Below are 19,832 nucleotides of genomic sequence, written 5' to 3' on the forward strand. Positions count from 1 at the left end.
CCTCACATGCGTTCGAAGGAGCGGCGCAGCTCCCAGTCGGTCACCGCGGCGTCGAACGCCTCCAGTTCGACGCGCGCCATGTTGCGGTAGTGCTCGACCACCTCGCCACCGAAGGCGGCCCGGGCGATCGGGCTGTTCTCCCAGAGTTCGGCGGCCTCGCGCAGGGTGGTGGGGACGTGCGCGTACTGGGCGGTGTAGGCGTTGCCCGAGCAGGCCTCGGGCAGCTCCAGCTTGCGCTCGATGCCGTACAGTCCGGCCGCCACGAGTCCGGCGACGGCCAGATGCGGATTGACGTCGCCTCCGGGCAGCCGGTTCTCGAAGCGCGTGGAGCGGCCGTGGCCGACGACGCGGAGCGCGCAGGTGCGGTTGTCGTGGCCCCAGGCGACGGCGGTCGGGGCGAAGGAGCCGGGCTGGAACCGCTTGTAGGAGTTGATGTTGGGCGCGTACAGGAGGGAGAAGTCGCGCAGCGCGGCCAGCTGTCCGGCGAGGAAGTGGCGCATCACCTCCGACATCCCGCCCGGGTCCCCGGCGGAACCCGCCATCACATTGGTGCCGTCGGCGTCGGCGAGCGAGAGGTGGATGTGGCAGGAGTTGCCCTCGCGCTCGTTGTACTTGGCCATGAAGGTGAGCGAGACGCCCTCCTGGGAGGCGATCTCCTTGGCGCCGGTCTTGTAGATCGCGTGCTGGTCGCAGGTGACGAGGGCCTCGTCGTACTTGAAGGCGATCTCGTGCTGGCCCGGGTTGCACTCGCCCTTGGCGGACTCGACGGTGAGGCCGGCCGCCTGCATCTCGTTGCGGATGCGGCGCAGCAGGGGTTCGACGCGTCCGGTCCCGAGGACCGAGTAGTCGATATTGTACTGGTTGGCCGGGGTGAGCCCTCGGTAGCCGGTGTCCCATGCCTGCTCGTAGGTGTCCTTGAAGACGATGAACTCCAGCTCGGTGCCCACCTGGGCGGTGTAGCCGAGGTCGGCGAGGCGGTCCAGCTGGCGGCGCAGGATCTGGCGGGGTGCGGCCACCACCGGGGAGCCGTCGTTCCAGGCGAGGTCGGCGATGAGCAGGGCGGTGCCCTCGCTCCAGGGGACGCGCCGCAGGGTGCCGAGGTCGGGGTGCAGCGCGAAGTCGCCGTAGCCGCGGTCCCAGGAGGACATGGCGTAGCCGTCGACGGTGTTCATGTCGGTGTCGACGGCGAGGAGGTAGTTGCAGCCCTCCGTGCCGTGCTCCAGGACCTCGTCGAGGAAGAAGGCCGCGGCGAACCGCTTGCCCTGGAGCCGCCCCTGCATGTCGGGGAAGGCCAGGACGACCGTGTCGATGTCTCCGGCCCCGACGAGGGCGCGCAGTTCCTCGACGGTGAGCGGGGGTGTGCGGTCTGCCACCGGAAAAGCCTCCTTGGGTCAGCCGAGGGCCATAAGGTATTGCGGAGAACCATTGCTTGGGAAGGGGGCGCGACCTGATGACGCGGGCGGAATCCGGCCGGGGGACGGGCGACCGGCTGACGCCGGTCCTGCGGCCGGTGCGGGCGGGCAACGGCTTCGAGGAGGCGCTGGAGCAGATCCTCCAGATCGTTCGGCTCGGCCTGGTGCCGGGAGGTGAACGGCTGCCCGCGGAGCGGGAGTTGGCGGAGCGGCTCGGCATCAGCCGGGTGACGCTGCGCGAGGTCCTGAAGGTGCTCCAGGACCAGGGTCTGGTCGAGTCGCGGCGCGGGCGCTACGGCGGCACGTTCGTGCTGGCGCGCACCGACGCGCCGGGCGAGCACGAGCTGCGCCGCCGGGTCGCCGCGGTCGACATCGAGGACGTACTGCGCTTCCGCGAGGTCCTGGAGGTCGGCGCGGCCGGGCTGTGCGCGACGCACGGCCTCGACGCCGCGCAGGGCGCCCGGCTGCGCGAGGCGCTGGAGCGGACGAACGACGCCCCGCTGGCCGACTACCGGCGCCTGGACACCATGCTCCACCTCACCCTCGCGGAGCTGTGCGGCTCCCCGTCCCTGACCGCGCGGTACGCGGCCGTCCGCGCCGGCGTGAACGACCTGCTCGACTGCATCCCGCTCCTCGTCCGCAACCTGGAGCATTCGCAGCGTCAGCACACCGCCCTGGTCGAGGCGGTGCTCGACGGGGACGCGGACGGGGCGCGCGAGATCATGCGGGAGCACTGCGCGGGCACGGCGGCGCTGCTGCGGGGGTTCCTGGCGTGAGCGGGGCTCCTGGCGCGAAGGGGCCCCGCGTGAGCGGGTTCCCGGCGTGAGCCGGACGTGACGTGTGGAGCCCCTGTGTTCCGCTCCCCCGCCCCGCAAAGGTATGAGACCTTTCCATTGAAGCCGTGGAAGGGAGTGACGCGTGGGCAGGCCGCTGATCGGTGTGAGTACGTATCTGGAGACCGGGGCGCGCTGGGGCGTGTGGGAGCTGGAGGCCGCGCTGCTGCCGGCCGGCTATCCGCGGCTCGTGCAGCGGGCCGGCGGGCTCGCCGTGATGCTGCCGCCCGACGATCCGGCCCTGGCCCGCGAGACCGTCGCCCGGCTCGACGCGGTCGTGGTCGCGGGCGGTCCCGATGTCGACCCCGGCCGGTACGGTGCCGAGCGCTCCCCGCGTACGGGCCCGCCCGCGCACGAGCGTGACGCCTGGGAACTCGCCCTGATCCGGGCCGCGTTGGACTCCGGCACCCCGCTGCTCGGCATCTGCCGGGGCCACCAGCTCCTGAACGTGGCCCTGGGCGGCACGCTCGTGCAGCATCTCGACGGTCATGTGAAGGACATCGGTGTGGTCGGCCACCACGAGGTGATCCCCGTCCCCGGGACGCTGTACGCCGGTCTCGTACCGGAGCGGTGCGCCGTCCCGACGTACCACCACCAGGCCGTGGACCGCCTCGGAGAGGGCCTCACGGTCTGCGCGCACGCGGTGGACGGCACGGTGGAGGCGGTCGAACTCCCCGGACCCGGCTGGGCCCTGGGAGTCCAGTGGCACCCGGAGATGGGGGACGACCTGCGGGTCATGCGGGGCCTGATCACTGCGGCGACCTGACCTGCCCGGCGCCCGCACCACGGTTCTTCGCCCCCTCCGCCCCTACCCGTCCCGATTCCGGGGGCTGCCGCCCCCAGCCCCCCTTCGGCCTGGACGGCCTCGTCCTCAATCGCCGGACGGCCGAGATTCAGCCCCTCCGGCGATTGAGGAGCCTGTCCGCTACGCCCCCCGCGTCAGGGACAGCAGGTCGCGGGCCGGGCCCGTGGGGCGGTGGCCCGTCGGCCATACGGCGCGCAGGGCGCGGGTGAGCTGGACGTCGGCGAGCGGGATACCCACCAGCCGGTGGGCCGACAGCTCCTCACCGAGGGCGAGTTCGCTGAGCACGGCGGGCCCCGCGCCGCTCACGGCGGACGCCTTGACCGCCGTCGTCGAGGACAGCTCGATCAGGGGACGGGCGAGCCCACCGAGCGCGGAGTCCAGCACCTGACGCGTGCCCGACCCCTCCTCCCGCAGGATGAGCGGCGTCGCGGCCAGCTCGGCCGCCGCGAGCGGCACCCGCCGCCGCGCCCAGGGGTGCCCGGGCGCCGTCACCACGATGAGCCGGTCGTGCGCGATGACGGTGGCGTCGAGACCGGACGGCACCGAGAGCCCCTCGACGAACCCGAGGTCCGCCTCACCCGACAGAAGCCGCTCGGCCACGGCGGCGGAGTTCCCCGCGAGCAGCGACACGGCCGTGTCGGGACGCTGCGCGCGCAGCGCGATCAGCCAGCCGGGCAGCAGATACTCGGCGATGGTCATGCTCGCGGCGACCCGCAGCCGCGAGTCGCGCCGGTCGCGCAGCGCCTGCGCCCCGGCGTCGAACGCCTCGGCCGCGTCCACCACCCGCCGGGCCCAGTCCGTGACGAGCGCGCCCTCGCGGGTGAGCCGGGAGCCGCGCGGTGACCGGTCCACGAGCGCCACGCCGAGCATCCGCTCCATGGAACGGATACGGCTGCTGGCCGCCGGCTGGGTGATCCCCACCTCCCGCGCCGCACGTCCGAGGCTGCCGAGGCGCGCCACCGCGAGGAGCAGTTCCAGCGCGCCGAGATCGGGCACCCGGTGGGCGATCCCGGCACCGGGCCGGTCCTCGGCGCCGCTACCCATGACGATCCTCAGACCCGCTGCTCATAAACCCAGCTTATGTCGTCATAGGTGCGCACTCCCTGGTGGGGAGTCCGCCGGGGCGCGACCGTGGTGTCATGGTCACCGCAGCCCAGCCCTTGTCCGCCCATCAGGCGGGAACCGTCCCCGACACGAAGACCCCCCGTGTCCCGGGAAACCGCGTCGTCACCGCGGTCCGTCAGCTCGGCCCGAACTGGTACGCCTCCGTGATGGGCACCGCGATCGTGGCCACGGCGGGAGCCGGGCTCCCGGTGGACGTGCCCGGTCTGCGCACCACCTGCACCGTCGTGTGGGCCCTCTCGCTCACCCTGTTGGTGTCGCTGCTGGCCGCCCGCGCGCTGCACTGGGCCCACCACAGCGACCAGGCCCGCGCCCACCTCCTCGACCCGGCCGTGGCCCCGTTCTACGGCTGCCTCTCGATGGCCCTGCTCGCCGTGGGCGGCGGCACGCTGCTGGTCGGCCGGGACTGGATCGGGACACCGGCCGCGGTCGCCGTGGACACCGTGCTGTTCACCGCGGGGACGCTGATCGGGCTCGCCGCCGCCGTGGCCGTCCCGTATCTCATGGTCGTACGGCATCGCATCGAGCCCGGGCAGGCGTCCCCCGTGTGGCTGCTGCCGATCGTCGCCCCCATGGTGTCGGCCGCGCTCGGCCCGCTCCTCGTCCCCCACCTGCCGGCCGGGCAGCCCCGGGAGACCCTGCTCCTCGCCTGTGTCGCGATGTTCGGGATCAGCCTGGTGGCCACCTTCGTGATGCTGCCCATGATCTTCGCGCGGCTCGTCACCTCGGGTCCGCTGCCGCTCGCGCTCACCCCGACGCTGTTCCTGGTGCTCGGCCCGCTGGGCCAGTCGACGACCGCGGTGGGCAAGTTCGCGGACGCCGCCCCCGGTGTGGTGCCCGCCCCCTACGACCAGGGCTTCGCGCTGCTCGCCGTCCTCTACGGCGTCCCCGTGCTGGGCTTCGCGCTGCTGTGGCTCGCGCTGGCCGTCGCCATGACCGTACGGGCCCGCCGCCAGGGCATGGGTTTCGCGATGACCTGGTGGGCCTTCACATTCCCGGTGGGCACCTGTGTCACCGGCGCGGAGGGCCTGGCCCGGCACACGGGCCTGCCCGCCTTCCAGGCACTGGCCGTGGCCCTGTACGTCCTGCTGCTGACCGCCTGGTCGGTGGCCGCGGTCAGGACGGCCCACGGCCTGCTCACGGGCAGGCTGCTCGCCGCCCCCCGGTGAGACGCCGCGGCGGCCCGGCGCCGCCAAAGCGTCTCAACCGCCCACCACGACCCCTGAAGCGCCTAGTGGGCCCGGGGGTTCGTGGAGGCGGACGGTCATCCCCACCGTCACGTCGTCTCCTGCCGAGAGGCCGGCCGGCTTGCGCACGGCCGCCTTGAGCGGCAGCAGATAGCCGCCGTCCCGCGGGAAGAGCGACGTCTGGAAGACGACCTCGCCGATCCGGGCCTCGACCGGGATCACGCCCCAGCCGTAGGTGGCCATCGCGGCCACCTCGCGGACGTCGGCCGACTCCTCGTCCGGCAAGCGGACGAAGTAGTACGGCGACGGCCCGCGCCATTCGATCACCGGGCCGGAAAAGTCGAACTCCATGCGGTCGGTCTCCCTCCACGGGGACGGTCAAGACGGGCGAGGGACCCGGTACGGGCTCCCGTTCGTGTCGCTCCGGACATGGCGGGACCTCCCCTTACGCCGACGACCGTCGCGGACCCGCAGAGTGTGCGCGTACCGCGTGGACGAGGTCAACGTCGGTGATCACGCCCGACCGCGCATCGGCGGAGCGGCGACAGGCCCCGCCGCATGTGCACGGTGACCCGCCCCGTGTCGAGACCGCGGAAGCATGCCGGAGCACACAGATGGGCAGTGTGACGTGTCACAGACAGCACGGCGTCACTGTGGGAACTTCAAGTGCCCTTCCAGCCAGCCCAGTTGGCGAAGGGCTGCGAGGGGGGTGGCCCGCGTGTGGAGAGGATCGAATGCGCTCTTTGGAAGCCCTGACGCTTGATCAGGTGGTCGACACGGCCCGCTATCCCCTGTCCGAACTCACCAGCGCCCCGGGACGGGCCGTGGTCTCCCGCGCCCGGCGCGAGCTGTCCGCGCTCGGCTGCACCGTGCTGCCGGACTTCATCCGCCCGTCGCTGCGCGAGGTGCTGCGGCAGGAGTGCTCGGCCATCGCCCCCCGGGCGCATCACGACGTCGAGACGGTGAACGTCTACAACATCGCGGTGGACACGGCACTGCCGCCGGACCACCCGGGCCGCAGGACCTTCGAGCGGGGCAACGCGTTCGTCGCACGGGACCGCGTCCCCGCGGACTCGCTCATCAGCAGGCTCTACTCCGACACGGTCTTCCGGCGCTTCGTCGCCGACTGCTTCGAACTGCCGGAGCTGCACGAGCTGGCGGACCCGCTCTCCGGGCTGGTCCTCAACGTCGTCGCGCCGGGCATGGAGCACCCCTGGCACTTCGACACCAACGAGTTCACCGTGAGCATGCTCACCCAGCAGGCGCAGGTCGGCGGCGTCTTCGAGTACTGCCCGAACATCCGGACCGCGCGGGACGAGAACTTCGACGACGTCCGGGACGTGCTGGACGGCAGGGGCGAACGGCTGACCCGGCGCCTCCCCCTGCAACCGGGTGACCTGCAACTGTTCAAGGGGCGCTACTCGCTGCACCGGGTGAGCCCGGTGCGCGGCGAGACAGCGCGCCACTCCGCGATCTTCGCCTACAGCGAGCGCCCCGGAGTCGTCGGGAGCGTGGAGCGGACCCGGCAGCTCTTCGGCCGGGTGCTGCCCGAGCACCTGGCGGCCGAGGGCCGTGCCGTCCGCGGCGACCGGCTCCTCGACTAGCGGCAACCCGCAGTCGCCGTAGGCCGTTTCCCCCCGCGCGATCCCACGGAGGAGTAAGCCCTGTGCGTTTCGACGTGACCGGAAAAGTCACACTCGACCACATCTACGACCAGCCCGATCCGCGCACCTATTTCAGCGTGCTGCGCCCGCTCGACTACGACGTTCCACAGCAGGCCAAGCCGTGGTTCGCCAAGATCATCACGGAGTACCGGGAGACCCGGGACGTGGCCGTGCCCAAGGTCCTGGACATCGGCTGCTCGTACGGGATCAACGCCGCGCTGCTGAAGTACGACGCCACCATGGACGAGCTGTACACGCGCTACGGCGACGCGGAGCGCGCGGGTGTGAGCCGCGAGGCCCTGCTGGCCCGCGACCGGGAGCTGGCACGGTCGCGCAGGCCCCCGCAGGCGATCCGCTTCGTCGGCCTCGACACCTCCGCCCCCGCGCTGTCCTACGCCCGCGAGGCCGGTTTCCTCGACGACGTGGTGCACGCCGACCTGGAGCGGCACGAGCCCACGGCGCCACAGCGCGCCAGGCTCTCGGGCACGGACCTGGTGATCTCGACGGGCTGCGTCGGCTACGTCACCGAGCGGACGCTCACGCGCGTCGTCCGGGCGCAGGGCGACCGCCGGCCCTGGATGGCGCACTTCGTGCTGCGGATGTTCCCGTTCGACCCCGTCGAGCGCGCGCTGGCGGATCTGGGCTACCGGACCGTCCGCGTCGACGAGGTCTTCCGACAGCGGCGCTTCGCCTCCGCGCAGGAGCAGGCGCTCGTCCTCGACGGCATGTCGGCCGCGGGGGTGGATCCAGAGGGCCTGGAGACGGAAGGCTGGCTGTACGCACAGCTCTATCTGTCCCGGCCGTACGACATCACGGGTACCGACGAACCGAATCGAGAACAGAGTTGAAATCCAGTCAGGATGCGTCAGGCAACGCGGTCTCCCCTCAGGAGGACAGCCTCCCGCGCGTACCGCTGCCCACCCTGGAGGCGAGCTGCGAGCGGTTCCTCGCCTGGTGCGCGCCGCTGCTGACCGCCGACGAGCGGTCGGCGACCGAGGCGGAGATCGCCGCCTTCCTCAGGCCCGGTGGCCCCGGCCGGGCACTGCACGCCGCGTTGGAGGAGTACGACGCCACCGAGGGCGTGCACAGCTGGCTCGACGTCTTCTGGCCGTACCGGTATCTGGGCCGCCGGGACAGGATCGCCCTGAACGCCAACTTCTTCTTCCTGTTCCGCGACTCCGACCAGGCACAGGTGGAGCGGGCGGCCGGTCTCGTCGCCGGGGCCCTCAACCACAAGCGCCGGCTCGACCAGGGACTGGTCCCGCCGCTCGTGCAGCGCGGAACACCCCAGTCGATGGTGCAGAACCAGTTCCTGTTCTCCACCACCCGGATCCCCGGCGCACGGCAGGACACCGTCCGCGCCCCCTACACCGAGGAGTGGCCCGGCCCGTCCGAGGCCCGGCACATCGTGGTGTTCTTCCGGGGCGGCATGTTCCGGCTGGACGTGCTGGGCCCCGACGGTGTCCCGCACGGCCTGGAGGACATCGAGGCGGGGCTGCGCGCCGTGATGAAGGCCGCCCCGGCCGGCGCGGACACCTCGGTGGGCCACCTCACCACCATGGCCCGCGCGGAGTGGGCGGCCGCCCGCGAGTCCCTGCTCGCCTGCCACCCGGGCAACGCCGCCGCCCTCGACGACGTCGAGACCGCGCTGTTCTGCGTCGCCCTTGAGGACTTCGCACCTGCCGACGTCCAGGACGCCTGTGACCAGCTGCTGTACGGCGACCGCGGCAACCGCTGGTTCGACAAGGCCGTGACCTTCGTCGTCTTCGCCGACGGTCGGGCCGGCATCAACGTCGAGCACTGCGAGCTGGACGGGACGACGATCCTCAGCTTCACCGACGCCCTGCTCGACACCCCCGCCGAGGAGCAGTCCCGGCAGTCCGGGGCCCGCCCCCAGGGGCTGCCGGCGCTGGAACCGATCGTGTTCGAACTGGACGACGCGCTGCGGGAGCGGGCGCGCTCCGCCGCCGAGGCGTTCGCGGCGTACGGGGAGAACACCGCGACCGGCACCGTGTCGTTCACGGACTTCGGGAGCCGCGCGGCCAAGGCGCTGGGGGTCTCGCCCGACGCGTTCGTCCAGGCCGCGTACCAGCTCGCGCACCAGCGCGCCAAGGGACACCTGGGCGCCACGTACGAGTCGATCGCCACCCGGCAGTACCGGCACGGCCGGACCGAGGCGATGCGTGTCGTCACCCCCGAGATGGTCGCCTTCGTCGCGGCGATGGAGGACCCGGCGGCGGACGCGGACACCCGGCGCACCGCGTTCCGGGCGGCCACGCAGGCCCATGTGGCGCGCGCGAAGGCGTGCCAGTCCGGGCAGGCGCCTGAGCAGCACCTGTGGGAGCTGGAGCTGATCCAGCGCCGCCGGGGGGCCGAGCTCGGGGTGACCGAGCAGCCCGCGCTGTACCGGACGCCGGGCTGGCTGACCATGCGGGACGACTATCTGAGCACGAGTTCGGCGCCGTCCGTGAACATCCAGTACTTCGGCTTCGGGTCGACCAGCAGCCAGTGCATCGGCATCGCCTATGTGCTGCTTCCCGAGCGCTTCAACCTCTACCTGAGCACGCCGCTGGCGGTCGCCGCGCAGATGCGGACGTTCGCCGACCGGCTCCGGGAGGCGATGGACGAGCTCCGGGAACTGCTGGTGTCCGAGCGGCCCGGGGCCTGACCGGAAGCCGGACCCGGAACCCCTCGGGGAACACCGAGCGCCGACCGGGCGACCAGGGCCTCCCGGCCGCCCGGTCAGCGCTCGGCCGCCCGGTCAGCGGTCGGCAGTCAGCGATCAGCGGTCGGCCGCTCGCAGGGCCCGGTCGAGCAGGGTCCTGGCTCCGGCGAGCGACGGGCCGTACCAGGTCAGCAGGCGGCCGTCGACGAGGGCGCAGGGCAGGCCGGGAAAGGCCTCGGGGCCGTCGTCGGCGGTGAAGCGGTACGGCTCGTCGGGGAGCACCACCAGGTCGGCGCCCGCCGCGTTCAGTTCGGCGACGGGGACACGGGGGTAGCGGTCCTCGTGGTGCGCGTAGGCGTTGTCGACGCCCAGCCGCGCCAGGACGTCCCCCGCGAAGGTGTCCCGGCCCAGCACCATCCATGGCCGCCGCCACACGGGCACGATCGCCGTCCTGCGGGGGCCCGGAGCGGGCGGCCCGGCCCACGCGGCCTCCGCTTCGTCCAGCCAGCGCGGACGGCCGCGCGCGCCGCAGGCCAGGAGCACCCGGTCCAGTTCGCGGAGGGCTCCCGGTACGTCCCGGACCTCGGTGACCAGCACCTCGATCCCGGCCGCGCGCAGGCCGGCCAGGTCGGCCGCGCGGTTCTCCTCCTCGTTGGCGACGACGAGATCGGGCGCGAGGCGTACGACGGCGTCCACGTCGGGGTTCTTGGTGCCCCCGACGCGGGTGACGTCCAGGTCCGCCGGGTGGCTGCACCAGTCGGTCGCGCCCGCCAGGGCGCCGGGCACGGTCACCGCCACGGCCTCCGTCAGCGAGGGCACGAGGGACACCACCCGCATATCCGTCCGCCTCTCCGACGCCGTTCCCTTGCCCGCCATCCTCTCGCGCGCGGGGGCGGGACGCCCGTCGCCCGTACGCCTCAGCGCTTGCCGAAGGTGTGGGGGTCCTCCACGGCGTCGATGTGGTCGGCGACCTCGACGACCACCACCCGGGTGTCCGGGACGGTGGCGCGCCAGCGGTGGCGGACGCCGCCGGACAGATAGAGCGTGTCGCCCCGGCCGAGGCGATGGGCCCGGCCCTCCGCCTCGACCTCGACCCCGCCGTCGGCGACGTACATCAACTTGTCGTTGCGGTGCTGGAGTTCGCGGGCCTCTTCGTGCTCGCCGGTGAACTCGGTGGCGTGCAGCTGGTGGTGACCGCGCACCAGGGGGCGGGCCTGGGCCTCGGGAGTGAACTCGGCCCCGGCGTCGGCGCGCACGACGTCGACGCTGCACGCCGGGTCGGCGGCGGCGAGCAGGTCGGCGGCCGTGGTGCCGAGGGCGTCGGCGACCCGCTCAAGGGAGCTTCTGCTGGGCCGCGCCCGCTCGTTCTCCACCTGGCTGAGAAAGGGCACCGACAGACCGCTGCGCTCGGCCACGACGGCGAGGGTCAGGCGCAGTGCGCGGCGCCGTCGCCGCACGGCGGCGCCCACCCGAAGAGGTTGTTCTTTGTGGTCGCCCATCGCTCCGGCTCCCTCCCTCGCGTCGTCGGTCCACGAACCGTCCGGATTTCCGGTCCGCTGGTTCTGTTGAGTTGTTTGCACCCTACGCATGTTCGGCAAACCGTTTCATGGAGCCGTCACATCGCTGTCACTTCGAGGGAGAGTGAGGGTTACAGTTCGCGCCACCGCGCGAGCCCTCGTGCGCCCGGCGCCGCCACCCCCTCGTACCGGGGCGAAAGGGCCGATCACGAGGGCGGGAGCCTCGCCCGGACGCTTCGGCGTCTCGATGATGACCCGAAGTCCGCCTGACCGGTGCGCAGTTGGCGCATCGCGTCACGCCGGGGCGCACGGCGGTGGCCGCGTTCGGGGGATCCCGCGCGCACGGGGCTGGTGTGCGCCGGGCCGGCGGCCCGCCCGCGGCGGGGGCCGGTGGGACGCGACCGCGGGCGACGGCCCGGGCCGGGACCGCGCCCGTGCGGGCGGGGCCGCCGGCCGCGCCACGGTTTTGTCCGGAACTCTCCCGTACGCCAGTACGCGGCCGGGCGCTTCCTCGCCCGTGTGTGCGGTCCGGCGCGCACGCGTACGGACGGGCGGCCGGGGGGCGCGGCTCCGGGGACGCGGCGAGGGGTGGTCCTGGTCGTCCGGGTCACATCGACCCTGACGACAAGGACCACCCCTCGGAGTGAACCGTCTGCCGCGCGACGGCGGCCCGCCCGTCAGCTCGCGGTCATGCGGCGCACCACGTCCGGGTGCTCCTTGGCCCACGCGGCGACGGCTTCCTCCTCGTGGCCCTGCCCGTGCCGCCTGATCTCGCTCTCCAGGCCGCCGAGTTCGGACTCGCTCATCCTGAACTTCCTGATCCACTCGGTGAGCTTCGGGTACCGGCCGGGGAACTCCTTGCCGGCGATGGTCCGGATCGTGTTGCCCTCGCCGAACAGCTTCCTGTCGTCGGTGAGCTTGGTGAGCCTGTACTGGCTGTACGCCCAGTGCGGCGACCACAGGACGACCGCGACCGGCTCCTTCTTGGCGTACGCGCGCTTCAGCTCGGCCAGCATCGCGGGCGTGGAGCCGTCGACGACCTCGTACTCCTTGTCCAGGCCGTAGCCCGGAAGCACCTTCTTCTTGAGGAGGTTCATCTCACCGGTGCCCGGCTCGATGCCGATGATCTTCCCGCCGAAGGTCTTCGCCTTGCCCTTGAGGTCGGCGAGGGACTTGACGTCCTTCACGTACGAGGGGACCGCGATCTCCAGGGAGGTCGGGCTGTACCAGCTGCCGAGGTCGCGAAGGTCGTTCTTGTGCTGGTCCCAGTAGTTGGACTGGGCGTGCGGCAGCCAGGCGTCGAAGTTGAGGTCGAGGTCGCCCGAGGCCAGACCGGTGTAGACCGGGCCGACGTCCATCTGCTTGAGGTTGACCGTGTAGCCGCGCCGTGCCAGCGCGTTCTTCCAGAGGTAGGTGACGGCGACGTCCTCGTCCCAGGGGAACCAGGCGACGTCCAGCGGGCGCTCGGCCTCGGCCGGTGCGGCGGCGGAGTCCTCGACGGGGGCCAGGTCGCCGACGACCGAGGGGTTCTTCTTCAGCCAGGCGCGCACGGCGTCCTGCTGCCTGCCCTTGCCCGCCTTGTTGATCTCGGCTTCGAGACCGGTGAGTTGCTTCTCGGACATCCGGAAGTCCTTCAGCCACTTGCCGACGACCGGGTCGTCCTGCGCGAAGCCCTTGCGGGACAGCGTGTGCACCCCGTCGCCCTTGCCCCAGGCGCCCTTGGGGTCGTTGAGCTTCTTCAGCTTGTACTCGCTGTAGGCCCAGTGCGGCGACCAGAGGGTGGCGACGATCGGCTGCTTCTTGGCGTACGCGCGCTTCAGCTCGGCCAGCATCGCGGGCGTGGAGCTGTCGACGACCTTGTACTCCTTGTCGAGCCCGTACGCCTTGAGCACCTTGCTCTTGAGCAGGCCCATCATGCCGGCGCTGGGCTCGATGCCGGTGATCCGGCCGCCGAACTTCGCCGACTGCCCCTTGAGGTCGTCCAGGGAGTCGATGCCCTTCATGTACGCGGGCACGGAGAGCTCCAGGGACGTCGGGCCGTACCAGGAGCCCAGGTCGTCGAGCTGCTTGCCGTACTTCTTCCAGTACTCGGCGTGCGTGGTCGGCAGCCAGGAGTCGGTCTCGAAGTCGACGTCCCCCTGGGCGAGCGAGGTGTAGAGCGGGCCGGCGTCGAACTGCCTGACGTCCACCTGATAGCCGCGCCGTTCCAGGATCTCCTTCCAGAGGAAGGTGGAGGCGACGCCCTCGTCCCAGGGGATGTAGCCGATGGTGATCTTCTTGCCCTGTCCGACGTCCTGGCCGTCGGCCGCGGTGGCGGGCGTGCCCGCGCCGCCGAACAGGCCCATGCCGCCCGCGACCAGGGCCAGGACGACGACTCCGACCAGGGCGACCGCGGGACGGGGCCGGTACGACCAGATCCTCAGGCCCTGTGCGGCCCGTGCCCGGGCGGCGGCACGCCGGCCGAGCGGGGAGACCTGGGTGCCGAGCGCGCCGGTCATGCGGTCGAGGTAGATCGCGAGGATGACGATGGCGACGCCGGCCTCGGAGCCGAGGCCCACGTTCAGCTGGCCGATGGCCTCGTTGACGTCGCCGCCGAGACCGCCGGTGCCGACCATGCCGGCGATGGCGGCCATGGAGAGGCCCAGCATGATCACCTGGTTGACGCCGGCCATGACGGTGGGCAGGGCGAGCGGCAGCTGGATGCGCAGCAGGGTGGCGCGCGGGGTGGTGCCGAACGCGTCCGCGGCCTCGACCAGTTCCTTGTCGACCTGGCGGATGCCCAGTTCGGTCATGCGGACGCCGGGGGCCAGCGCGAAGATCAGGGTGGCGACGATGCCGGCGGGGGCACCGGTGCCGAAGAACAGGATCGCCGGGATGAGGTAGATCATCGCGGGCAGCGTCTGCATGAAGTCGAGGACCGGCCGGACGATGCCGCTGACCCGGTCGGAGCGGGCAGCCCAGATGCCCACGGGGACGGACACGACCAAGGCGATCAGGGTCGCGACGAGGACCAGGGACAGGGTCGTCATCGCGTCCTCCCACAGCCCGAGGGAGTCGATGAAGGCGAATCCGGCGAAGGTGAGGACGCCCGCGGAGGTGCCGCGCAGCCAGAACGCGACGACGGCGAGGATGCCGGCGAGGAGCAGCGGCTGGGGCGCCTGGAGGACCGCGTCGATGCCGTCGTAGGTGCCGGAGAAGACGGTCTTGAGGAAGTCGAAGAGCCAGGCCATGTGGTTGAGCAGCCAGTCGACCGCGCTGTTGACCCAGTCGCCGAAGGGGATCCTAGGCATGCGCCTTCACCCCCTTGTCCCGTCCGCCGGGACGGTCCGCGGGGGCGATCCGCTCGTCGCCGAGGAAGCCGAGGAGCCGCTGCCACGGGACGACGCCGACGAGGGCGTGCTTCTCGTCGAGGACGGCGACCGGGTGCGGGAGGCGGGCGCTCATGGCGCACAGGTCCACGAAGGGGGTGTCGGGCCTGGCCTTCTCGCAGGCGCAGTCGGCCTCGTCGCCGCGCACGTCCGTGTCCATGACGGCGCCGGCGGTCAGCACCCGCGAGCGGTCGACGTCCTGGGTGAAGGAGGCGACGTAGTCGTCGGCGGGCCGGACGAGGATGTCCTCGGCGGTGCCGGTCTGGACGATGCGGCCGTCGCGCATGACGGCGATGCGGTCGCCGAGGCGCATGGCCTCGTTGAGGTCGTGCGTGATGAAGACGATGGTCTTCTCCAGCTTTTTCTGGAGCTCGATCAGCTGGTCCTGCATGTCGCGGCGGATCAGCGGGTCGAGCGCGCTGAACGACTCGTCCATGAGCAGCAGGTCGGCGTCGGTGGCGAGCGCGCGGGCGAGGCCCACCCGCTGCTGCATGCCGCCCGAGAGTTCGTCGGGCCAGGACTTCTCCCAGCCGGCGAGTCCGGCCAGTTCGAGGGCGGTGGCCGCCCGTTCCCGGCGCTCGGCGGCCGGTACGCCCTGGACCTCGAGGCCGTACCCGGCGTTCTCCAGCACGCTGCGGTGCGGGAACAGCGCGAAGTGCTGGAACACCATGCTGATCTTGCGGGAACGGACCTCGCGCAGTTCGCGCGCGCTGAGCGCGGTGAGGTCCTGGCCGTCGAAGCGCACGTGTCCCGCGGTGGGCTCCAGCAGTCCGTTGAGCATGCGCAGCAGCGTGGACTTGCCGGATCCGGACAGGCCCATGACGACGAAGATCTGCCCCGGCTCCACCGTGAAGGACGCGTCGATCACGGCGGCCGTGGTGCCGTCGGAGCGCAGTTCCTCACGGTCGGCCCCCTGGCGGAGCCGCTCCACGGCTTCTTCCGATCGTCTTCCGAACACCTTGTACAGATGGTCGGCCTCAAGCCTGGATGACACAGGTGCCTCTCGTCGGGGCAGGGGAACACGCTGGACGCGCGGTTCAGGTGGTCCCGGCTGCCGGTGACGGTTGAATACGTTCAATATGCAACCGAGTTCGTTCAGAGGCCGCGCCTGCCCCCGCTTACACGGAGCAAACACGGGAGTGGTCCAGGTCACTGTCAGTGGCGTACGGCATGATGCGGAGCGTGACAGCTCAGACGCGACGACTCATGCTCCTCGACACCGCCTCGCTGTACTTCCGCGCCTATTTCGGTGTGCCGGAATCCGTGAAGGCGCCGGACGGCACGCCGGTGAACGCGGTGCGCGGGCTGCTGGAGTTCATCGACCGCCTGGTCAAGGACCACCGGCCGGACGATCTGGTGGCCTGCATGGACGCGGACTGGCGCCCGCAGTGGCGGGTCGACCTGATCCCGTCGTACAAGGCGCACCGGGTCGCGACGCCGACCGAGACCGGCCCGGACGAGGAGGAGGTGCCGGACACGCTCTCCCCGCAGGTGCCCGTCATCGAGGAGGTCCTGGACGCGCTGGGCATCGCGCGCGTGGGAGTCGCCGGGTACGAGGCGGACGACGTGATCGGCACGTTCACCGGACGGGCGAGCGGCCCGGTCGACATCGTCACCGGCGACCGCGACCTGTATCAACTCGTCGACGACGAGCGGGGGGTGCGCGTGCTGTACCCCCTCAAGGGCGTCGGCACGCTCCAGCTGACCGACGAGGCCTGGCTGCGCGAGAAGTACGGCGTCGACGGTCCCGGGTACGCGGATCTGGCGCTGCTGCGCGGCGACCCGAGCGACGGGCTGCCGGGGGTGCCGGGCATCGGGGAGAAGACGGCCGCCAAGCTGCTGGCCGAGTTCGGCGACCTGGCCGGGATCATGGCCGCCGTCGAGGACCCCAAGGCGAAGCTGACCCCCTCGCAGCGCAAGCGACTGGACGAGTCCCGCCCGTACATCGCCGTGGCGCCGACGGTCGTCAAGGTGGCGGGGGACGTACCGCTCCCCGCGGTGGACACGGCACTGCCGCACGCCCCGCGCCATCCCGCCGCACTGGACGAGCTCGCCGGGCGCTGGGGTCTGGGCGGCTCGCTGAACCGTCTGCTCGCGACCCTGGAGGCATAGTTGAACACTTCTGGCGTGACCGATACCGGTTCGTGCATGGTTACTGCACACGAAGAGGTGCTAACTTAGGTAAGCCTAACCATGTGAACAGGAGGCAGTCATGGCAGAGCGCCCGGAACGCAAGCCCCGGAAGCCCCACTCCGCGATGGTCGTGCGGACCGAGCGGCTGACCCCTCACATGCAGCGCGTGGTGCTGGGGGGCGACACTCTCGCGGACTTCGCCACGAGCGGCAGAACCGACCACTATGTGAAGCTGCTGTTCGGGCCGCCGGGTGTCACGTATCCCGAGCCCTTCGACCTGGAGCGCGTCCGCGAGGAGTTCCCGCGCGAGCAGTGGCCGGTGACGCGGACGTACACGGTGCGCGCCTGGGACGCCGAGACGCGTGAGCTGACCCTGGACTTCGTGGTGCACGGGGACGAGGGGCTCGCGGGACCGTGGGCCCTTCGGGCGCGGCCGGGCGAGGTCGTGCGGTTCATGGGCCCCGGTGGCGCGTACGCCCCCGACACGGATGCCGACTGGCATCTGCTCGCCGGTGACGAGAGCGCGCTGCCCGCCATCGCCGCCGCGCTGGAGTCACTGCCCGACGCCGCCACCGTCCGCGCCTTCGTCGAGGTCTCCGGACCCGAGGAGGAGCAGAAGATCGACTCCGACGCGGAGATCGTCTGGCTGCACCGCGGCGACCGGCCCATCGGCGCCGCCCTGGTGGAGGCCGTACGGGCCCTGGAGTTCCCGGAGGGCCGGGTGCACGCGTTCGTGCACGGCGAGGCCGGCTTCGTGAAGGAACTGCGGGCCCTGCTGCGGGTCGAGCACCGGATTCCGCGCGAGGACCTGTCGATCTCGGGTTACTGGCGCCTCGGCCACAACGAGGACGGCTGGCAGGCCGCCAAGCGCGACTGGAACGCCCGGGTGGAGGCGGAGCAGGAGACCTCGGCCTGAGGCCGGATCCTCGACGCCCCGCACCTCGTCAGGAGGCGGACCCGCATGACGCGGGCCCGCCTCCTGACGTCTGTAAGGGTTCCGTGCGCAGGGGCTACACCGAGCGCTGGTACGACCTGAAGGTGCGGATCGACAGCCAGACCGCCGCCACCGCGAGCGCGAGCAGGCCTCCCGTCCGGCCGAGGACGCCACCCCAGTCCGGGTGCGCCGACATCGCCGAACGGCCCGCGACCATGGCCCAGTCGAGCGGGTTGAAGCCGGCAACGTGCCGGATCCAGTCCGGCATCCGGGAGGGTGCCATGAAGGCGCTGGAGAGGAAGGTCAGCGGCAGCAGCAGGAAGGTGTTGATCCCGATGATCGACTCCCGCTCCCGGACCAGCATGCCCAGCGCGTTGGACAGCGCGCCGAACACCGTGCCGAGCAGCACCGAGGCGAGGACCAGGATCGCCACACCGCCCGCGCCGCCGGGGTACTCGGCACCCCCGGCCAGCCCGAGCAGGACGATGACGACGGACTGGAGGGCGGTGATCAGGCCGTTGTTGACGACGTTGCCGTTCATCAGCGCCGCCCGGCTGACCGGGGTGGTGAGGAACCGGTCGAGGGTGCCCCGCTGGATCTCCTCCAACGTGCCCATGCCGGCCCACATGTTGGAGCTGAGGGCGCTCATCACGACCACCCCCGGCACCAGGTAGTCGAGGTACGAACCGGTGCCGAAACCGCCGAGCTCGACGACCTGCTTGAAGAGACCGCCGAACAGGAACAGCCAGATCACCGGCTGGATGAGGGTGATGATCGCGTAGGCGGGCTGACGGGCGAACACCATCAGCTGGCGCTGCGTCATGTACCAGGTCTGGGAGACGGCCGCGCTCATCGGGCACCTCCGGCGAGGACGAGGGAACCGGCGTCGTCCGATCCGGCTTCCGAGTAACGGCGGCCCGCGTAGCGGAGGTAGACGTCGTCGAGCGAGGGGCGGGCCACGGTCGCGGACACGACCCGGGCCCCGGCCCGCTCCAGCGCGCCGAGCAGCACGGGCACGGTGGCTCCGCCGTCGTCGGCGCGGACGCTGATCCGCCGTCCGTCGAACAGGACCTGGTGCACGCCGGGCAGATTCCCGAGGGCGCCCTCAAGGAGCGTACGTCCGGCGTCGCCGACCGCCTCGGCCAGTTCCACATGGACGGCGTCGCCGCGGAGTTCGCCCTTGAGCTCGTCCGGGGTGCCCTCGACGACGACCCGTCCGCGGTCGACGATGGCGACGCGCTCGGCGAGCCGGTCGGCCTCCTCCAGATGGTGCGTGGTGAGCAGGATGGTCAGGCCGTCGTCGCCGGCGAGCCTCGCGATCTCGTCCCACATCGCGGTGCGGGCCTCGGGGTCGAGTCCGGTGGTGGGTTCGTCGAGGAAGAGCACCTCGGGACGGTGGACCAGACCGAGGGCCACGTCCAGACGCCGCCGCATGCCGCCCGAGTACCCCTTGACCGGGCGCCGCGCGGCCTCGCTGAGGGCGAACCGCTCCAGGAGTTCGTCGGCCCGGCGGTCCAGGGCCGCGCCCCTGAGGCCGTGGAGCCTGCCCTGGAGGCGGAGGTTCTCCCGGCCGGTCGCCACCGGGTCGGCGCCCGAGTTCTGGGCGACCACGCCGATCGCGCGCCGCACCCGGTCCGGGTGGCGCAGCACGTCGTGGCCCGCGACGGTGGCGGTGCCCGAGTCGGGGCGGGCCAGGGTGGTGAGGATCTTGACGGTGGTGGACTTGCCGGCGCCGTTCGGGCCGAGGAGGCCGAAGACGGTGCCCTGTCCGACGGTGATGTCCATGCCGCTGAGCGCGGTGACGTCACCGGAGTACGTCTTGATCAGCTGACGCGCCTCGACCGCGGGCGCACGTGTGTCCGTCATGACGACTGCTCTCCCAAGTGAGCGGATGCCCGGCCGGAGCCGGGTGATCTCGGATTCCCGGGTGGTTCCGGGTGGTTGCCGGGCCGCCCGACGTGAAGCCGAGTGGTCCCGGGTGACTGCCGGGCCGCTCGGCGTGAAGCCGTTCGGTCCCGGGTGGCCGAGCCGCCCGGCCGAGGCCGGGTGATCTCGGTGATCGCCGATCCGATCCGCGTGAGGAGCGCCGGGCTATCCTGGGTGTGCCGCACCTCGATCGCCTGGAGCCGCCGCACGGCGGATTCGGTTCGGGGTTCGAGACCCTGGCGGGACTGCTCCAACAGTCCTGCCGG

At 71.8% G+C, this 19,832-nt stretch carries 17 protein-coding genes; 8 read left to right on the forward strand and 9 right to left on the reverse strand.

The genetic code is table 11. The features are described 5' to 3' along the window. Positions 1 to 2 precede the first annotated feature (2 nt). Positions 3 to 1,373, reverse strand: coding sequence for a glutamine synthetase family protein (locus tag WJM95_RS05300; protein WP_339128283.1), 1,371 nt, complete (start codon positions 1,371 to 1,373; stop codon positions 3 to 5). Between the two features lie 77 nt (positions 1,374 to 1,450). Here WJM95_RS05300 and WJM95_RS05305 point away from each other — a divergent pair, with 77 nt between their 5' ends. Further along, positions 1,451 to 2,188: an FCD domain-containing protein gene (locus tag WJM95_RS05305; RefSeq protein WP_339128284.1), complete on the forward strand. Its 738-nt coding sequence runs from the start codon at positions 1,451 to 1,453 to the stop codon at positions 2,186 to 2,188. 142 nt (positions 2,189 to 2,330) lie between these two features. After that, positions 2,331 to 3,011 carry a gamma-glutamyl-gamma-aminobutyrate hydrolase family protein gene (locus WJM95_RS05310; protein ID WP_339128285.1) on the forward strand — a complete coding sequence of 227 codons (681 nt, stop codon included), beginning with the start codon at positions 2,331 to 2,333 and terminating at the stop codon, positions 3,009 to 3,011. A 159-nt stretch (positions 3,012 to 3,170) separates the two neighbouring features. On the opposite strand, the gene WJM95_RS05315 is transcribed toward WJM95_RS05310, so the two are convergent. Beyond that, entirely contained in the window at positions 3,171 to 4,094 is a 924-nt protein-coding gene (locus WJM95_RS05315) for a LysR family transcriptional regulator (RefSeq protein ID WP_339128286.1), read from the reverse strand. A gap of 95 nt (positions 4,095 to 4,189) precedes the next feature. Between WJM95_RS05315 and WJM95_RS05320 the strand changes: the two genes are divergently transcribed. Then, a complete protein-coding gene (locus WJM95_RS05320; protein WP_339128287.1) occupies positions 4,190 to 5,341 on the forward strand; it encodes a TDT family transporter in 1,152 nt (383 codons plus the stop codon). Positions 5,342 to 5,374: 33 nt separating this feature from the next. Here the strand turns inward: WJM95_RS05320 and WJM95_RS05325 are convergent, their stop codons facing one another. Further along, positions 5,375 to 5,710 carry a DUF1905 domain-containing protein gene (locus WJM95_RS05325; protein WP_339128288.1) on the reverse strand — a complete coding sequence of 112 codons (336 nt, stop codon included), beginning with the start codon at positions 5,708 to 5,710 and terminating at the stop codon, positions 5,375 to 5,377. A gap of 383 nt (positions 5,711 to 6,093) precedes the next feature. On the opposite strand from WJM95_RS05325, the gene WJM95_RS05330 reads away from it, so the two are divergent. The 3 genes from WJM95_RS05330 to WJM95_RS05340 all read left to right on the forward strand — a co-directional run bounded on the left by WJM95_RS05330 (position 6,094) and on the right by WJM95_RS05340 (position 9,691). After that, on the forward strand, positions 6,094 to 6,963 hold the full coding sequence (locus WJM95_RS05330) for an arpA protein (RefSeq protein WP_339128289.1): 870 nt from the start codon (positions 6,094 to 6,096) through the stop codon (positions 6,961 to 6,963). A gap of 62 nt (positions 6,964 to 7,025) precedes the next feature. Next, complete coding sequence (locus WJM95_RS05335) at positions 7,026 to 7,871, forward strand: class I SAM-dependent methyltransferase (protein ID WP_339128290.1); 846 nt, start codon at positions 7,026 to 7,028, stop codon at positions 7,869 to 7,871. Further along, positions 7,868 to 9,691, forward strand: coding sequence for a choline/carnitine O-acyltransferase (locus tag WJM95_RS05340; RefSeq protein WP_339128291.1), 1,824 nt, complete (start codon positions 7,868 to 7,870; stop codon positions 9,689 to 9,691). The genes WJM95_RS05335 and WJM95_RS05340 overlap by 4 nt, the downstream gene beginning before the upstream one ends. Positions 9,692 to 9,805: 114 nt before the next feature. Here WJM95_RS05340 and WJM95_RS05345 read toward each other — a convergent pair whose 3' ends face one another. From WJM95_RS05345 to WJM95_RS05360, 4 genes are all read right to left on the reverse strand, one after another. After that, positions 9,806 to 10,525, reverse strand: coding sequence for a helical backbone metal receptor (locus tag WJM95_RS05345; RefSeq protein WP_339128292.1), 720 nt, complete (start codon positions 10,523 to 10,525; stop codon positions 9,806 to 9,808). 80 nt (positions 10,526 to 10,605) lie between these two features. Next, positions 10,606 to 11,187, reverse strand: coding sequence for an XRE family transcriptional regulator (locus tag WJM95_RS05350; protein ID WP_339128293.1), 582 nt, complete (start codon positions 11,185 to 11,187; stop codon positions 10,606 to 10,608). A 695-nt stretch (positions 11,188 to 11,882) separates the two neighbouring features. Continuing rightward, positions 11,883 to 14,495, reverse strand: a complete 2,613-nt coding sequence (locus tag WJM95_RS05355) for an ABC transporter permease/substrate binding protein (RefSeq protein WP_339128294.1) — start codon at positions 14,493 to 14,495, stop codon at positions 11,883 to 11,885. Then, complete coding sequence (locus tag WJM95_RS05360; RefSeq protein WP_339128295.1) at positions 14,488 to 15,567, reverse strand: glycine betaine/L-proline ABC transporter ATP-binding protein; 1,080 nt, start codon at positions 15,565 to 15,567, stop codon at positions 14,488 to 14,490. The genes WJM95_RS05355 and WJM95_RS05360 overlap by 8 nt, the downstream gene beginning before the upstream one ends. 179 nt (positions 15,568 to 15,746) lie before the next feature. On the opposite strand from WJM95_RS05360, the gene WJM95_RS05365 reads away from it, so the two are divergent. Both WJM95_RS05365 and WJM95_RS05370 read left to right on the forward strand, forming a co-directional pair. After that, positions 15,747 to 16,685, forward strand: coding sequence for a 5'-3' exonuclease (locus WJM95_RS05365; protein ID WP_339135367.1), 939 nt, complete (start codon positions 15,747 to 15,749; stop codon positions 16,683 to 16,685). Between the two features lie 100 nt (positions 16,686 to 16,785). Further along, positions 16,786 to 17,622, forward strand: a complete 837-nt coding sequence (locus WJM95_RS05370) for a siderophore-interacting protein (RefSeq protein ID WP_339128296.1) — start codon at positions 16,786 to 16,788, stop codon at positions 17,620 to 17,622. Positions 17,623 to 17,716: 94 nt separating this feature from the next. Here WJM95_RS05370 and WJM95_RS05375 read toward each other — a convergent pair whose 3' ends face one another. Together WJM95_RS05375 and WJM95_RS05380 are read right to left on the reverse strand one after the other, a co-directional pair. Beyond that, a complete protein-coding gene (locus WJM95_RS05375; RefSeq protein WP_339128297.1) occupies positions 17,717 to 18,493 on the reverse strand; it encodes an ABC transporter permease in 777 nt (258 codons plus the stop codon). Then, a complete protein-coding gene (locus WJM95_RS05380; RefSeq protein ID WP_339128298.1) occupies positions 18,490 to 19,506 on the reverse strand; it encodes an ATP-binding cassette domain-containing protein in 1,017 nt (338 codons plus the stop codon). Before WJM95_RS05380 ends, WJM95_RS05375 begins: the two co-directional genes overlap by 4 nt. Between the last annotated feature and the right edge of the window lie 326 nt (positions 19,507 to 19,832).

The organism is Streptomyces sp. f51 (assembly GCF_037940415.1).
GTDB lineage: Bacteria > Actinomycetota > Actinomycetes > Streptomycetales > Streptomycetaceae > Streptomyces.

What these genes read in the sequence shown, in the direction of transcription:
- WJM95_RS05305 (WP_339128284.1), top strand. Translation starts at nt 1,451, where the DNA reads ATGACGCGGGCGGAATCCGGCCGGGGGACGGGCGACCGGCTGACGCCG.
- WJM95_RS05315 (WP_339128286.1), bottom strand. Translation starts at nt 4,094, where the DNA reads ATGGGTAGCGGCGCCGAGGACCGGCCCGGTGCCGGGATCGCCCACCGG.
- WJM95_RS05320 (WP_339128287.1), top strand. Translation starts at nt 4,190, where the DNA reads ATGGTCACCGCAGCCCAGCCCTTGTCCGCCCATCAGGCGGGAACCGTC.
- WJM95_RS05325 (WP_339128288.1), bottom strand. Translation starts at nt 5,710, where the DNA reads ATGGAGTTCGACTTTTCCGGCCCGGTGATCGAATGGCGCGGGCCGTCG.
- WJM95_RS05330 (WP_339128289.1), top strand. Translation starts at nt 6,094, where the DNA reads ATGCGCTCTTTGGAAGCCCTGACGCTTGATCAGGTGGTCGACACGGCC.
- WJM95_RS05345 (WP_339128292.1), bottom strand. Translation starts at nt 10,525, where the DNA reads ATGCGGGTGGTGTCCCTCGTGCCCTCGCTGACGGAGGCCGTGGCGGTG.
- WJM95_RS05350 (WP_339128293.1), bottom strand. Translation starts at nt 11,187, where the DNA reads ATGGGCGACCACAAAGAACAACCTCTTCGGGTGGGCGCCGCCGTGCGG.
- WJM95_RS05355 (WP_339128294.1), bottom strand. Translation starts at nt 14,495, where the DNA reads ATGCCTAGGATCCCCTTCGGCGACTGGGTCAACAGCGCGGTCGACTGG.
- WJM95_RS05365 (WP_339135367.1), top strand. Translation starts at nt 15,747, where the DNA reads ATGCGGAGCGTGACAGCTCAGACGCGACGACTCATGCTCCTCGACACC.
- WJM95_RS05370 (WP_339128296.1), top strand. Translation starts at nt 16,786, where the DNA reads ATGGCAGAGCGCCCGGAACGCAAGCCCCGGAAGCCCCACTCCGCGATG.
- WJM95_RS05375 (WP_339128297.1), bottom strand. Translation starts at nt 18,493, where the DNA reads ATGAGCGCGGCCGTCTCCCAGACCTGGTACATGACGCAGCGCCAGCTG.
- WJM95_RS05380 (WP_339128298.1), bottom strand. Translation starts at nt 19,506, where the DNA reads ATGACGGACACACGTGCGCCCGCGGTCGAGGCGCGTCAGCTGATCAAG.